This is a genomic window from Streptomyces sp. NPDC059861, assembly GCF_042731435.1.
Lineage (GTDB): Bacteria > Actinomycetota > Actinomycetes > Streptomycetales > Streptomycetaceae > Streptomyces.
In genome coordinates this window covers 1-12,975 of the sequence record NZ_JBHWJQ010000012.1, presented here as the reverse complement: position 1 = coordinate 12,975, position 12,975 = coordinate 1, and the positions used below count along the sequence as shown (strand labels likewise).

The window sequence follows — 12,975 nt, the reverse complement described above, 5'->3', positions numbered from 1 at the left end:
CGCTTACCTCGGCATACCTCCGCCGGGGGAAGAGGGGAACTTCAGTGAAGTCAAGGAAATTGAGCCGTACGCGGCGTCGCGCGTCGATACTCACGGCGGCCGCCGCCTCGGTCGCCGCGGGCGCGGCGCTGCTGCCCAACTGGAGCGCGGGCGCGTCCGCCCCGGCCGAGCCCGAGGTGGACGCCAGGACGAAGGCCACGTTCCAGCGTCTGGCCGACGCGGTCTTCACCGACCGCACCAACGCCCTGGTCGAAGAGCCCGGCAAGGGCAAGAAGCCGCTGATCGACGGTTTCTCCGGTGAGGTCGCGGTCTCCTCCGGGACCGCCCGCACCGAGGACAACGCCGTGGACCAGCTCGGCGACCGCAAGGACGGGCTCGCCCGGCTCGGCGAGAAGTACAGCGCGGCGAACACCTCCGTCACCCTGAACCAGACCAGCGTCAAGGGCCGCAACGCCGTCGTCAAGGTCACCGAGACCACGACGCTGACGTACGAGAAGGTCCGCGGCGACGAGCCGAAGACGACCGGGTTCCAGGCGCACCACCAGCTGACCTTCAAGGCGGACCGGGACGGCAACTGGCGGCTGACGGGTATCCGGGAGTCCGACGACGGCGGTCTCGCGATCAACCAGACGGCCACGCCGAGCGTCGCGGCCGCCACCAAGGCCAAGGCGGGCAACACGACGCCGTCGGCCCCGCGCGCGGCCACCACGCGGCCCGCGCCGTCCAACCCGAAGAACCTCACCGCGAGCGGCTACGACTACAAGGCGATGGCCGCCTACGCGGAGAAGTACTGGAGCAACTACAACCCGGCCTACCCGAACTTCAACGGGCAGGGCGCGGGCGGTGACTGCACCAACTTCGTCAGCCAGTCCCTGAAGGCGGGCGGCTGGAAGCACGTGCCCGGCTATGTGTACGACTACACCCGGTGGTTCGGCACCGCCGACATCCAGTCGCACTCGTTCGTCGGCGTCAACGAGTGGTCCTGGTTCGCGCAGAACTCCCAGCGCGTCACCAGCCTCGCCAACGTCTACCAGATGGACGTCGGCGACGTGCTCCAGGTCGACTTCGACAAGGACGGGTCCAAGGACCACACGATGATCGTCACGTACCGCAGCCAGCAGGGTGTGCCGTACCTGACGTACCACTCGACCAACACGTACCGCCGGTCGGTGGCGAGCGTCATCGCGTCGTACCCGAACGCCGCGTACTACGCCTACCGCACCTGATCGGCGTCGTGCGCCCGCTTCCGCCGCCCCGGCCTTCTGCTGGCCGGGGCGGCGGTCTGCGTCGGGGCCTGGAGGACCCACACGCTCGACGCGGGCCGGCCGAACGGCCGACGTCGGGCCGCACGCGGTCGTGGTCAGGCGGTGCGGAGCGCCTCGATGCCGTACTCCCAGAGCCGGTCAGCGGCCTCCGGGTCCAGCGCGTGGGCGGCCACACCGCCGGGCCGGTCCTCGGCGCCCCGGACGGTCCGCGCCTCCTGGTTGTCCTCGAAGTAGCGGCCGGTGACGCCCTTCAGCAGAGGTGACGCGGCCAGCAGGACGGAGGTGGCGGCCCCCTGCTCGGGAGTCTTGTAGTACGGCAGCGGCTTCACGTTGCCCTCGCCGTCCATCACGCCGAACGCGCGCATGGTGTCGTCGTCGAGGTGCCGCTGCAGGCCGGTGAGGATGTATCCGGGGTTGAGCGCGTTGGCCGTGATCCCGTCGGCCGCCCAGCGGCGGGCTCCCACCGTGAGCAGGACGCCGGCGGACTTGGACTGCCCGTAGGCCGCCCAGGGGTCGTACGGCCGGCGCGCGAAGTGAGGATCCTCGAAGTCGAACGGCACGCCGAGATGGGCGCCGGAGCTGACGACGACGATGCGGGCGGTGCCGGCGTCCCGCAGAGCCGCGTGCAGGCCGGTCGCCAGGGCGAAGTGGCCGAGGTAGTTGGTCGCCAGCTGCATCTCCCAGCCGCCCGGGGTCAGGGTCCGGGTGGGAAGGGCCATGATCCCGGCGTTCGCGACGAGGACGTCCAAGGGCCCGCGCCACGCTCGCGCGAAGGCGTCGACCGAGGCCGGATCGGACAGATCGAGGGCCTCCGCGCGCACCCGGCCCCCGCCGCCGGCGGCGGCCAGCTCCTTGACGAGCGGTTCGGCGGACCCCGGGCGGCGCGTGGCGATCGTGACCTCCGCGCCGGCGGCGGCCAGGGCCCGGACGGTCTCGGCTCCGATGCCCGAGGCACCGCCGGTGACCACGGCACGCAGACCGGTGAGGTCCACGCCGTCGATCACCTCCTGCGCGCGGGCGTGGGAGGGGAAGGGAGTGGTCACAAGGGCGGAGTCGGTCCGTGCGTGCCTGTCGGCCTGGGGATTCGTCGTCATGCGTTCACGCTACGACGAGCAGACTGGACGCTCTATGATCGAGAGTCTCTCCTTCTTTAGTCACCGTCCGAACTGGACTGGGGGTGGTCATGGATCCTCTTGAGGATGTGCTGACCCTGCTGGAGACGCGCAGTCGTCTGTCCTCGGGTCTCGCGGCGGGCGGACGCTGGGCCGTGCGGTTCGACGCCCCCGAAACGGTGAAGTTCAATGCCGTCCGGCGCGGCTCCTGCCTGCTGGAGGTCGACGGGACCGACGAGCCGATCGAACTGGCCGAGGGCGACTGCTACCTGCTCACGCAGGAGCGCCCCTTCACGCTGCGCAGCGATCCGCAGGCCGACCCCGTCCATGCCGGCACCGTGTTCGCCCGGGCCGAGGGCGGCATCGCCAGGGCAGGCCGGGGCGACGACGTGTATCTCATCGGCGGCGCCTTCTCCTTCGGGACCCGCGCACAGGAGCTGCTGCTCGACAGGCTCCCGCCGGTCGTGCACGTACCGGCCGGCACCCGGCACGCGGAGACCGTGCAATGGGCGCTGACCGCGATCGACCAGGAGCTGACGCACCAGCCGATGGGATCCGCCCTGGTGGCGGAACATCTCGCCTTCGTCATGCTCGTCCATGTGCTGCGGCTGCACCTCGCGCGCGAGCCGCATGCGGTGTCCGGGTGGCTGGCGGGGCTCAGGGATCCCGTGGTCGCCACGGCGCTGACCTCGCTGCACAGCGATCCGGCGCGGCCCTGGACCGTGGCCGAACTGGCGGGCGCCGCCGCGGTGTCCCGGTCCACTTTGGCCTCCCGCTTCAAGGCCACGGTCGGCCAGGGACCACTGGAGTACCTCACGCGGTGGCGCATCGAACTCGCGGCCCGGCAGCTGCGACAAGGCGGTGCGACCCTCGCCTCCATCGCCCACTCAGTGGGATACGGCTCCGAAAGCGCCCTCAGCGTCGCCTTCAAGAGGGTCCTGGGAATGTCCCCGGGCGACTACCGCAGGCACCCGACGCTGCCTTGACGCCGTCGAGGTGCGGCTCAGCCCGGGGCGAGGACACAGCGCGTCCGCCCAGCACCGGCCGACCGCGCACGCGCTGGTCACGTCTCCTCCTCCATCCGGATCGCCGACTTCAGGTCCTCGAACGCCTTCTCCTTGTCGCCGACGTTGGACTCGATGAGGGCGGTGGCGATGGCGTCCAGCTTGCGCTGAATCGCCCGCTCCGCCCGTTGCTCGGAGTTCTTCAGCAGGGCGAGCAGCAGCAGGGTCACGGCCGTCATGCACTCACCGGCGAAGACCTTCCACTCCAGAGCGACGCTCGACAGATGCGTGAACACCACTCCGGCGACCAGGGCCAGACAGAGGACGTAGAAGAAGGGCGAGCTGGTGAACAACGAGGCCGCCTCGGCGAATCGTTCGAACGGTCCACGCTTGCCACCGCCGCGATCGGCAGGGTGTTGCAGTGCCATGTCGCCACCTTCCCTCGAAGTTCAGGAGTGCATTTCCTTGCCGAAACGGCAACGGGACTCGCGCCCGGCCGGCCGCCCCAGAAGGATCACCGTGCAGCGCCCTCGGCCGGAGCGCGGCAGCAGCGACACCGGCCGTCCCATCGGCTCCCCGGGAGGATCCATGCCCCACACGAACGCCGCCGAGCTCACTCACCGCCTGCTGCCCTCCCCCGCCGGCCGGATCCATCTGGTCGAGCAGGGCAGCGGTCCGCTGGTCCTGCTCGTACACGGCTTCCCGGAGTCCTGGTACTCATGGCGACACCAGTTGCCCGCCCTGGCCGCGGCCGGCTACCGAGCGGTCGCCGTGGACGTCCGCGGTTACGGACGTTCCTCCCGGCCCGAGGCGGTGGACGCGTACCGGATGCACCACCTGGTGGAGGACAACGCCGCGGTGGTGCACGCCCTGGGCGAGCGGACCGCGGTGGTCGTCGGCCACGACTGGGGCGCCGCCATCGCCGCGGACTCGGCACTGATGCGCCCCGACGTCTTCCGCGCGGTCGGCCTGCTCAGCGTGCCCTACGCCCCGCGCGGCGGACCCAGGCCCAGCGAGGTCTTCACCCAGCTCGGCGGGCCGGACCAGGAGTTCTACGTCTCCTACTTCCAGCGGCCCGGCCGTGCGGAGGCGGAGATCGAGCCCGACGTACGCGGCTGGCTCGCGGGCATCTACGCCGCCCTGTCCGCCGACACCATGCCCGCGCCCGGCGCGCCGGACCCGCACTTCCTCAGCCGCGGCGGACGCCTGCGCGACCGGTTCCCGGCGGACCGGCTGCCGTCCTGGCTGAGCGAACGGGACCTGGACTTCTACGCCGAGGAGTTCGAGCGGACCGGCATGACAGGGGCGCTGGCCCGCTACCGCAACATGGACCGCGACTGGGAGGACCTCGCCGACTACGACGGCGCCCCGATCACCCAGCCGTCGCTGTTCGTGGGCGGCGCCCAGGACGCCTCCACCACCTGGCTCGCCGACGCGGTCGAGGCCTATCCCACGACTCTGCCCGGCCTGGTCGACTCGCACATCCTGGAGGGCTGCGGTCACTGGATCCAGCAGGAACGCCCTCAGGAGATCAACCGGCTCCTCGTCGGGTGGCTCGCGTCGCTGCCCGCCTGACGCGACGCGGCGTCAGGGCCGGGGCGCGCCGGACTTCCGACCCGGAGCGGATCGTCATCGACCTGTCCGCTGCCCATGTCCGGGACGCCTCGTCCGTCGCCGCGCTGGACGCCGTCGAGACCAGGTACGCGCGGCGCGGCAAGGTCGTCGAGATCACCGGCCTGAACGAGCCCAGCGCCCGCATCCACGGCGAGCTCAGCGTCGAGCTCACCGGCGGGCACTGACAGCTGATCGGTCACCGATCCGCGGGATCGCGTTTCCCGTACAGGGGCGGGTGGGCACTCGTGCGCACGTCCGGACCCGCACGGAAGGCAGGAGGCCGACGTGACCGACCCACAGCACACTCGCCAGAACCCGGTGACCCAGCACCCGACGCCGAAGTTCCCGGCGCAGGACCAACCCCACCCGGGCTGGACCGGCCCGATGGACCCGCCCCCGGACCACGGTGAGGAGTCCTACCGCGGCGCCGGTCGCCTGGCGGATCGCAGGGCCGTCATCACGGGCGGGGACTCCGGCATCGGGCGGGCGGTGGCGCTCGCCTTCGCCCGCGAGGGCGCGGACGTGCTGTTCACCCACCTGCCGGAGGAGGAGAACGAGGCGCGCGAGACGTCCCGGCTGGTCGAGGACGCCGGCCGCAAGGCGGTGGCGGTCGCCTGCGACATCCGCGAGGAGGAGAACTGCCGGGCGCTGATCGAGCGGGCGGTCGCCGAGTTCGGCCGGATCGACGTACTGGTGAACAACGCCGCCTACCAGATGTCGCAGCCGGACGGCATCGAGGCCGTCACGACCGAGCAGTTCGACCGGGTCATGCGCACCAACCTGTACGGGATGTTCTGGCTGACGAAGTTCGCCGTGTCCCACATCCCGGAGGGCGGCAGCGTCATCAACTCCACGTCCGTGCAGGCGTACAAGCCCAGCCCCCACCTGTTGGACTACGCGATGACCAAGGGCGCGATCGTGACCTTCACCCAGGGGCTGGCCCAGATGCTCGTGGGGCGTGGGATCCGGGTGAACGCGGTCGCACCGGGGCCGGTGTGGACGCCCCTGATCCCCGCGACGCTGCCCGACACGGTGGAGTTCGGCAAGCAGAGCCCGCTCGGCCGCCCGGCGCAACCGGCCGAGTTGGCACCGGCGTACGTCTATCTGGCCTCCCAGGAGGCGAGCTTCGTCACTGCGGAGATCCTCAACGCCACAGGCGGCACACCGCTGCCCTAGGTGCGTCGAGGACCTGCCGCAGCACTCACTCCCGATGCGCCACCTCACTCCTCGTGCGCCTGCTCCCGCCCCGCGCGCAGATGCTCGTCGCACCAGTGCCGGGCGGTGCCGGCGACGTCCTCCAGCGCCCCGGGCTCCGCGAACAGGTGGCCGGCGCCGGGCACCACATGCAGTGCGTGCGGGGCGTCCAGCCGACCGGCCGCCTCCCGGTTGAGCCGCAGCACCTCGTGGTCCTCACCGCCGACGATCAGCAGCACCGGCGCCCGTACGGCGCCCAGCGCCTCGCCCGCCAGGTCGGGCCGTCCGCCCCGCGACACCACGGTCAGCACACGGTCCGGGCGTTCGGCGGCCGCGACCAGGGCGGCAGCGGCACCGGTGCTGGCGCCGAAGACGACGATCGGGAGCCCCCGGGCGTCGGGCTGCGTGTCCAGCCAGTCGATGGCGGCGACCAGCCGGCGGCCCAGGAACGGGATGTCGAACCGGTGCTCGCCCGTCAGCGCGTCATGCCGTTCCTCCCGTTCACTGAGCAGATCCATCAGCAGCGTGCCCATCCCGGCCGCGCGCAGCTCGGCGGCGACCATCCGGTTGCGCGGGCTGTGCCGGGAACTGCCGCTGCCGTGCGCGAACAACACCACCGCGCGCGCGGACGCCGGGACGACGAGGTCGCCCGGGAGCATCGCGCTGTCGGTGGGCACCAGAACCATGTCGGAAATCATCGACATCAACTTCTTCCCCGGCCCGCCGGCCCTGCGAATCGATGCATCGACTCCTCTCCCCTCGCGTACCCTCCCTGGCGCCGCACCAGCCGAACCAGGCGCACGCTCCTCGAAGTGCTGGGTCACCAAAAGGTTCCTCAGTCACGGAAAAGCGCGTTCTTCCATGTCAGCGCACGCTCTCCTACGGTTTCCGGGTAACCACAAGAGAGCACAGCGCTCCGATGACGAGGAGGCCCACAGCATGGCCATCACCCTGGTGAACCCCGAGGGCCTGCCGAGGATCGACGCCTACCGGCAGGTGTCCGTCGCGTCCGGCTCGAAGCTGATCTTCGTCGCCGGGCAGGTCTCCTGGGACGCCGACGGGGCCACCGTGGGCGAAGGCGACCTCGCCGCGCAGGTCGAGCGGTGCTACCTCAACGTCGGCATCGCCCTGTCCGGGGTCGGCGCCTCCTTCGACGACGTGGCGAAGCTGACCGTGTACGTCGTCGACTGGACCCCCGACAAGATGCCCCTGTTCCTGGAGGGCGTCGCCCGCGCGACCGCCAGGCTGGGGAGCACGCCGGTCCCACCGGGCACGCTGGTCGGCGTCGCGGCACTGGACGTACCCGAGCATCTGGTCGAGATCGAGGCCACCGCGGTGATCGACTGAAAGGCGCTCCACCGGCCGAGAGGCTCTCCCTCTCCTGTTCACCTTCGGTAATGGATTGGCTATATTGAGTTACTACCATTCCGCGATCGAAAGCGGTTGAGCATGGCGGTGGCACAGAGGACCGACATCGCTGCGGAGGAGCCGCTCGCCCTGCCGGTCAATTCGCACAACGAGTGGGACCCGCTGGAGGAGATCATCGTCGGCCGCCTCGAGGGCGCGACGATTCCTTCCGGACATCCGGTCGTGACCTGCAACATTCCGCCCTGGGCGGCGCGGTTCCAGCGGCTCGCCGCCGGTTTCAAGTATCCGGACGTCCTGATCGAGCGGGCACAGCAGGAGCTCGATCAGTTCATCGCCCTCCTGGAGTCGCTCGACGTCACGGTCAAGCGTCCGGACGCCGTCGACCACAAGCGGCGCTACGGCACTCCCGACTGGTCGTCACGTGGATTCTGCAACACCTGCCCGCGCGACAGCATGCTGGTGATCAGCGACGAGATCATCGAGACGCCGATGGCATGGCCGTGCCGGTACTTCGAGACCCACTCCTACCGCGCGATCCTCAAGGACTACTTCCGGCGAGGCGCGCGCTGGACGGCGGCACCGAAGCCGCAGCTCACCGACGAGCTCTTCGAGCCCGGCTTCCGCATCCCCGAGGCCGGCGAGCCGATGCGGTACATCCTCACCGAGTTCGAGCCGGTGTTCGACGCGGCGGATTTCGTGCGCGCGGGACGGGACCTCTTCGTCACCCGGAGCAACGTCACCAACCGGATGGGCATCGACTGGCTGCGCCGCCATCTCGGCCCCGCCTACCGCATCCACGAGATCGAGAGCCGCTGCCGCACGCCCATGCACATCGACACGACGTTCGTGCTGCTGGCGCCCGGCAAGGCGCTGGTCAACCCCGAGTACATCGACGTCGACCGGCTGCCCGACGTCCTGCGCTCGTGGGACATCCTGATCGCCCCCGAGCCCGCGCCGATCGACGACCGCCTGCTGAAGATCGCGTCGATGTGCGGCAAGTGGCTGAGCATGAACGTGCTCATGGTCGACGAGAAGCGCGTCATCGCCGAGCGCCATCACACGGACATGCTGCGGGCGCTGGAGAAGTGGGGCTTCGAGCCGATCCCGTGCGACCTGCTGCACTACGCGCCGTTCGGCGGCTCGTTCCACTGCGCGACGCTCGACGTCCGGCGCCGCGGCACGCTGGAGTCGTACTTCTCCTGACGGACAAAATCAAAAAACTCGAGCGGCGATGTCGAGAACCCGCGACCTGCTCCGTCCCCGAGGTGAACGCGACCACAATGGGTCGCACCATCACCTGGGAGAACCACCATGGCCAAGTACCTGCTGCTCAAGCACTACCGTGGCGCTCCGGCCTCGGTCAACGACGTGCGCATGGACCAGTGGACGCCGGAGGAGATCTCGGCACACGTGCAGTACATGCAGGACTTCGCGGACCGGCTGGAGAAGACCGGCGAGTTCGTCGACGGTCAGGCGCTCGCGCCCGAGGGGACGTGGGTCCGCTACGACGGCGAGGGGCGCCCGCCGGTCACGGACGGCCCGTTCGCCGAGACGAAGGACCTGATCGCGGGCTGGATGGTGATCGACGTCGACAGTCACGAGCGCGCCGTCGAGCTGGCCGGGGAGCTCTCGGCCGCCCCTGGGGCGGGTGGCAAGCCGATCCACGAGTGGCTGGAGCTGCGCCCGTTCCTCTCCGCGAAGCCCACCATCACGGAGTGACCGCTTCAGTGACGTCGTCGATGAACGAGGCCCTGCTCAGGAGCCTCACACCGAGCGTGCTCGGGATCCTCGTCCGCCGCGGAGCCGACTTCGCGGCGGCCGAGGACGCCGTGCAGGACGCGCTGGTCGAGGCCCTCCGCGTCTGGCCGGCCGACCCTCCGCGGGACCCGAAGGGCTGGCTGGTCACCGTCGCCTGGCGCAGGTTCCTCGACGCGACCCGGGCGGACGCCGCCCGGCGCCGGCGGGAGGACCTCGTCGACGAGGAGCCGGCTCCCGGGCCCGCGGCCGGCGTGGACGACACGCTCCAGCTCTACTTCCTGTGCGCCCACCCGTCCCTGACGCCGTCGTCGGCGGTCGCGCTCACGCTGCGCGCCGTCGGCGGGCTCACCACCCGCCAGATCGCCCAGGCGTACCTGGTGCCCGAGGCCACCATGGCGCAGCGCATCAGCCGTGCCAAGCGCACCGTCTCCGGCGTCCGGTTCGACCAGCCCGGCGACGTCGCCACCGTGCTGCGCGTCCTCTACCTGGTCTTCAACGAGGGCTACTCCGGTGACGTCGACCTCGCCGCCGAGGCCATCCGGCTCACCCGGCAGCTCGCGGCCGCGATCGACCACCCCGAGGTGGCGGGGCTGCTCGCCCTCATGCTGCTCCACCACGCCCGGCGCGCCACACGGACCGCGCCCGACGGCAGCCTTGTGCCGCTCGCCGAGCAGGACCGTGGCCGGTGGGACACCGCGTCCATCGCCGAGGGCGTCGAGATCCTCCAGACGGCCCTCGCGCGTGACCGGCTGGGCGAGTTCCAGGCCCAGGCCGCCGTCGCGGCGCTGCACGCCGACGCCCAGGCGGCCGAGGAGACCGACTGGGTGCAGATCGTCGAGTGGTACGACGAACTCGCGCGCCTGACCGACAGTCCGGTCGTCCGGCTCAACCGCGCGGTGGCGGTCGGCGCGGCCGACGGACCGCGCGCCGGGCTCGCGGCGCTCGCGGAACTGGACGACACACTGCCCCGGCACACGGCGGTGGCGGCCTACCTCCACGAGCGCGACGGCGACCTGGCGACGGCGGCACGGCTGTACGCCGAGGCGGCCCACAAGGCATCGAACCTCGCCGAACGCGACCACCTGACGCGCCAGGCCGCCCGGCTCAACGCCCGCGACCGTCACTGACGGACGTCACCGCCGGCGCGGGCCGGTCCGCCGGGCCCGGCGCCCCGGTGGTCAGTCCCGCGGGCGGGTCGTGGTGAAGCGTCTGCGGTAGTCGGTCGGGGTCGTGCCCAGGTGGCGGGCGAAGGCGCGGCGGAGGGTCTCGTCGCTGCCGAGACCGCTGCGGTGCGCCGCCGCCGTCACGCCGTGCCCGTCGAGGAGGAGTTGCTGCGCGCGGTCGAGACGGACCCGCTCGACCCAGCGGGCCGGGGTGGTGTTCAGTTCGGCCTGGAACAGCCGGGTCAGGTGCCGGGGGCTGACGGCGGCGGCCGCGGCCATCGCGGGCAGGCTGTGGTCGGCGGCGGGGTCGGCGAGCACGGACGCGGTCAGCGAGCGCAGCAGGCCGCTGCGCGCCGGCGGGGTCGCCAGTGCCGTGGAGAACTGCGACTGCCCGCCGGGGCGTTGCATGAAGACGACCAGTTCGCGTGCGGCCTCCCGGGCCGCGTCCGCCCCGTGGTCGTCCTCGACCAGCGCGAGGGCCAGGTCGATGCCCGCGCTGATACCGGCGGACGTGACGTACCGGCCGTCCCGGACATGGAGGGCGTCCGGCTCGACCCGCACCAGGGGGTAGCGGCGGGCCAGCGTCCTGGCGTGGCGCCAGTGCGTGGTCGCCCTGCGTCCGTCGAGCAGGCCCAGCTCGGCGAGGACGAAGGCGCCGCTGCAGACCGACGCGACCCGCGACGCCCGCTCGGCGAGGGTCGCCGCGGCCGCCAGCAGCTCCTGCCCCGCGGACTCGTCCGCGAGCCGGTCGGCCCCGGCGACCACGAGCGTGTCGACGGGACCGGCGTCGGCCGCCGCCGTGGTCCCGGCCAGCGCCAGACCCGAGGCGGTCGTGACGTCACCGCCGCGTGGGGAGACGAGGAGCGGTGTGTAGGGACGGCCGAGCCGTTGCGCCTGGTACAGCACCTCCACAGGGCCGCTGACGTCGAGCAGGGTGACTCCGTCGAACGCGAGGAAGGCAACCCGGGTCATGTCTGAATCTGTGGGTTGTGCGGCAGCAGGGACATGGCACCAGGTTAGGCCACCGGGCGACGCTGAGGGAGGTCACCGAAATGCGAGAAAGAGCGGAAGGGCCGACACCATGAGTGAATCGATCGCGGGCGTGCAGATCCCGGACAGCACACTGGCACGGGAGGCGACGGAGTTCGTGCGCGACGTCGCCCCGCCCCTGCTGTTCGACCACTCCCGGCGGGTCTTCCTGTTCGGGGCGCTGCGCGGCTGGAGGCAGCGGCTCCACTTCGACCCCGAACTGCTCTACGTGGGGGCGATGTTCCACGACCTGGGCCTGACCGAGCGCTACCGCCGCACCGACCGGCGGTTCGAGATCGACGGCGCCGACGAGGCCCGGAGGTTCCTCGACGCCCACGGCATCACCGGCGAGCCCGCCGACCGGGTCTGGACGGCCATCGCCCTGCACACCACCCCGGAGATACCGCTGCACATGGCGCCGGAGATCGCCCTGGTCACCCGCGGCGTGGAGCTCGACGTCCTGGGCATCGGCTACCGCACCGTCTCCGAGGAGCAGCGGGCTGCGATCGTGGCGGCCCACCCCCGCTCGGACTTCAAGAACCGGATCCTCGCCGCCTTCACCGAGGGCATCCAGGACCGCCCGGAGACGACCTTCGGGAACGTCAAGGCGGACGTGCTGGCCCACTTCTCCCCCGGCTTCGTCCGCGGCGACTTCGTGGAGGTCATCAAGAACTCCGACTGGCGCGAGTGACCAGAGCATCCGGTTCATTCCGCTTTGCCCTCTGGTGCACGCGCGTAGACCTCGGGCACGATGCGGTCTGCTCCACCTGCACAGCCACCCCCGCAGGATTCATGGCCCCGCGCAGGAAGGTTCCCCATGCAGACCGTCCAGCCCATGAAGGCTCTCAAGGTCCGGTCCGTGCTGACCGCACTCGCGCTCGTCGTCGCTCCCGGCGTCGCGGTCGTCGGCACCGCCGGTTCGGCGCATGCCGCGACCAAGATCAGTCACGCCACCGCGACCTCGATGTTCCGGCAGTCCGGCATCACCTGGTCGTCCTCCGGAAACTGCTCCAACCGCAACAACCCGACCTGTACGTCCTTCGACCAGCTCAACCTCGCCAGCGCCCAGGGCGCCCAGACGCTCAAGCAGGCGAGCGGCTGCGCGCTGAACATCACCGGTGGTACGGAGACGGGGCACGCCTCGGGGACGTACTCGCACTGGAACGGCTACAAGCTCGACTACAGCAAGTACGCGTGCGTCGGCAACTACATCAAGAACACCTTCACCTACATCGGCCCGCGGGGCGACGGTGCCCTCCAGTGGCGGTCCGGCTCCGGCAACATCTACGCCGACGAGGGCAACCACTGGGACGTCACCTACTACAACTGCGGCGGCTGCTGAGCCGTCGGCGGCAGGCATCGCAGGGCCGGGGGGGGGGCGGGTGGAGGGCCCCCCGGGGCGGGCGGGCCGCGCCGGGGGCGGGCCCCCCAGGTAGCACAAAACCACCACCAACCGAACCAAAACGAG

At 71.1% G+C, this 12,975-nt stretch carries 14 protein-coding genes and 1 pseudogene; 11 read left to right on the top strand and 4 right to left on the bottom strand.

Translation table 11 applies throughout. From position 1 onward, the window contains the following. The first annotated feature begins 44 nt into the window (after positions 1–44). Positions 45–1,226, top strand: a complete 1,182-nt coding sequence (locus ACFV6X_RS13145) for an amidase domain-containing protein (protein WP_385381881.1) — start codon at positions 45–47, stop codon at positions 1,224–1,226. 134 nt (positions 1,227–1,360) lie between these two features. Here ACFV6X_RS13145 and ACFV6X_RS13140 read toward each other — a convergent pair whose 3' ends face one another. After that, a complete protein-coding gene (locus ACFV6X_RS13140; RefSeq protein WP_385381878.1) occupies positions 1,361–2,359 on the bottom strand; it encodes an SDR family NAD(P)-dependent oxidoreductase in 999 nt (332 codons plus the stop codon). An 89-nt stretch (positions 2,360–2,448) separates the two neighbouring features. On the opposite strand from ACFV6X_RS13140, the gene ACFV6X_RS13135 reads away from it, so the two are divergent. After that, positions 2,449–3,363, top strand: a complete 915-nt coding sequence (locus tag ACFV6X_RS13135) for an AraC family transcriptional regulator (RefSeq protein WP_385381876.1) — start codon at positions 2,449–2,451, stop codon at positions 3,361–3,363. Between the two features lie 77 nt (positions 3,364–3,440). Here the strand turns inward: ACFV6X_RS13135 and ACFV6X_RS13130 are convergent, their stop codons facing one another. Further along, complete coding sequence (locus ACFV6X_RS13130; RefSeq protein WP_385381873.1) at positions 3,441–3,809, bottom strand: hypothetical protein; 369 nt, start codon at positions 3,807–3,809, stop codon at positions 3,441–3,443. Positions 3,810–3,969: 160 nt separating this feature from the next. Between ACFV6X_RS13130 and ACFV6X_RS13125 the strand changes: the two genes are divergently transcribed. The 3 genes and pseudogenes from ACFV6X_RS13125 to ACFV6X_RS13115 all read left to right on the top strand — a co-directional run bounded on the left by ACFV6X_RS13125 (position 3,970) and on the right by ACFV6X_RS13115 (position 6,171). Next, a complete protein-coding gene (locus ACFV6X_RS13125; RefSeq protein ID WP_385381870.1) occupies positions 3,970–4,956 on the top strand; it encodes an alpha/beta fold hydrolase in 987 nt (328 codons plus the stop codon). 35 nt (positions 4,957–4,991) lie between these two features. Beyond that, positions 4,992–5,180, top strand: a pseudogene (locus tag ACFV6X_RS13120) (sodium-independent anion transporter); the annotation flags it as partial. A 100-nt stretch (positions 5,181–5,280) separates the two neighbouring features. After that, positions 5,281–6,171: an SDR family oxidoreductase gene (locus ACFV6X_RS13115; protein ID WP_385381867.1), complete on the top strand. Its 891-nt coding sequence runs from the start codon at positions 5,281–5,283 to the stop codon at positions 6,169–6,171. Positions 6,172–6,215: 44 nt separating this feature from the next. Here ACFV6X_RS13115 and ACFV6X_RS13110 read toward each other — a convergent pair whose 3' ends face one another. Further along, positions 6,216–6,887 (bottom strand): dienelactone hydrolase family protein, encoded by a 672-nt coding sequence (locus ACFV6X_RS13110; protein ID WP_385382298.1) that lies wholly within the window; start codon positions 6,885–6,887, stop codon positions 6,216–6,218. A gap of 241 nt (positions 6,888–7,128) precedes the next feature. On the opposite strand from ACFV6X_RS13110, the gene ACFV6X_RS13105 reads away from it, so the two are divergent. From ACFV6X_RS13105 to ACFV6X_RS13090, 4 genes are all read left to right on the top strand, one after another. Beyond that, positions 7,129–7,536, top strand: a complete 408-nt coding sequence (locus ACFV6X_RS13105) for a RidA family protein (RefSeq protein WP_385381864.1) — start codon at positions 7,129–7,131, stop codon at positions 7,534–7,536. 102 nt (positions 7,537–7,638) lie between these two features. Continuing rightward, positions 7,639–8,760 carry an amidinotransferase gene (locus ACFV6X_RS13100; protein ID WP_385381861.1) on the top strand — a complete coding sequence of 374 codons (1,122 nt, stop codon included), beginning with the start codon at positions 7,639–7,641 and terminating at the stop codon, positions 8,758–8,760. A 108-nt stretch (positions 8,761–8,868) separates the two neighbouring features. Beyond that, positions 8,869–9,276 carry a YciI family protein gene (locus ACFV6X_RS13095; RefSeq protein ID WP_385381859.1) on the top strand — a complete coding sequence of 136 codons (408 nt, stop codon included), beginning with the start codon at positions 8,869–8,871 and terminating at the stop codon, positions 9,274–9,276. Between the two features lie 20 nt (positions 9,277–9,296). Further along, positions 9,297–10,442, top strand: coding sequence for an RNA polymerase sigma factor (locus tag ACFV6X_RS13090; protein WP_385382295.1), 1,146 nt, complete (start codon positions 9,297–9,299; stop codon positions 10,440–10,442). Positions 10,443–10,493: 51 nt separating this feature from the next. Here ACFV6X_RS13090 and ACFV6X_RS13085 read toward each other — a convergent pair whose 3' ends face one another. After that, positions 10,494–11,450 carry a GlxA family transcriptional regulator gene (locus ACFV6X_RS13085; RefSeq protein ID WP_385381856.1) on the bottom strand — a complete coding sequence of 319 codons (957 nt, stop codon included), beginning with the start codon at positions 11,448–11,450 and terminating at the stop codon, positions 10,494–10,496. A gap of 109 nt (positions 11,451–11,559) precedes the next feature. Between ACFV6X_RS13085 and ACFV6X_RS13080 the strand changes: the two genes are divergently transcribed. Then, positions 11,560–12,198 carry an HD domain-containing protein gene (locus ACFV6X_RS13080; RefSeq protein ID WP_385381853.1) on the top strand — a complete coding sequence of 213 codons (639 nt, stop codon included), beginning with the start codon at positions 11,560–11,562 and terminating at the stop codon, positions 12,196–12,198. 144 nt (positions 12,199–12,342) lie between these two features. Then, complete coding sequence (locus ACFV6X_RS13075) at positions 12,343–12,849, top strand: hypothetical protein (protein ID WP_385382292.1); 507 nt, start codon at positions 12,343–12,345, stop codon at positions 12,847–12,849. The last annotated feature ends 126 nt before the right edge of the window (positions 12,850–12,975 follow it).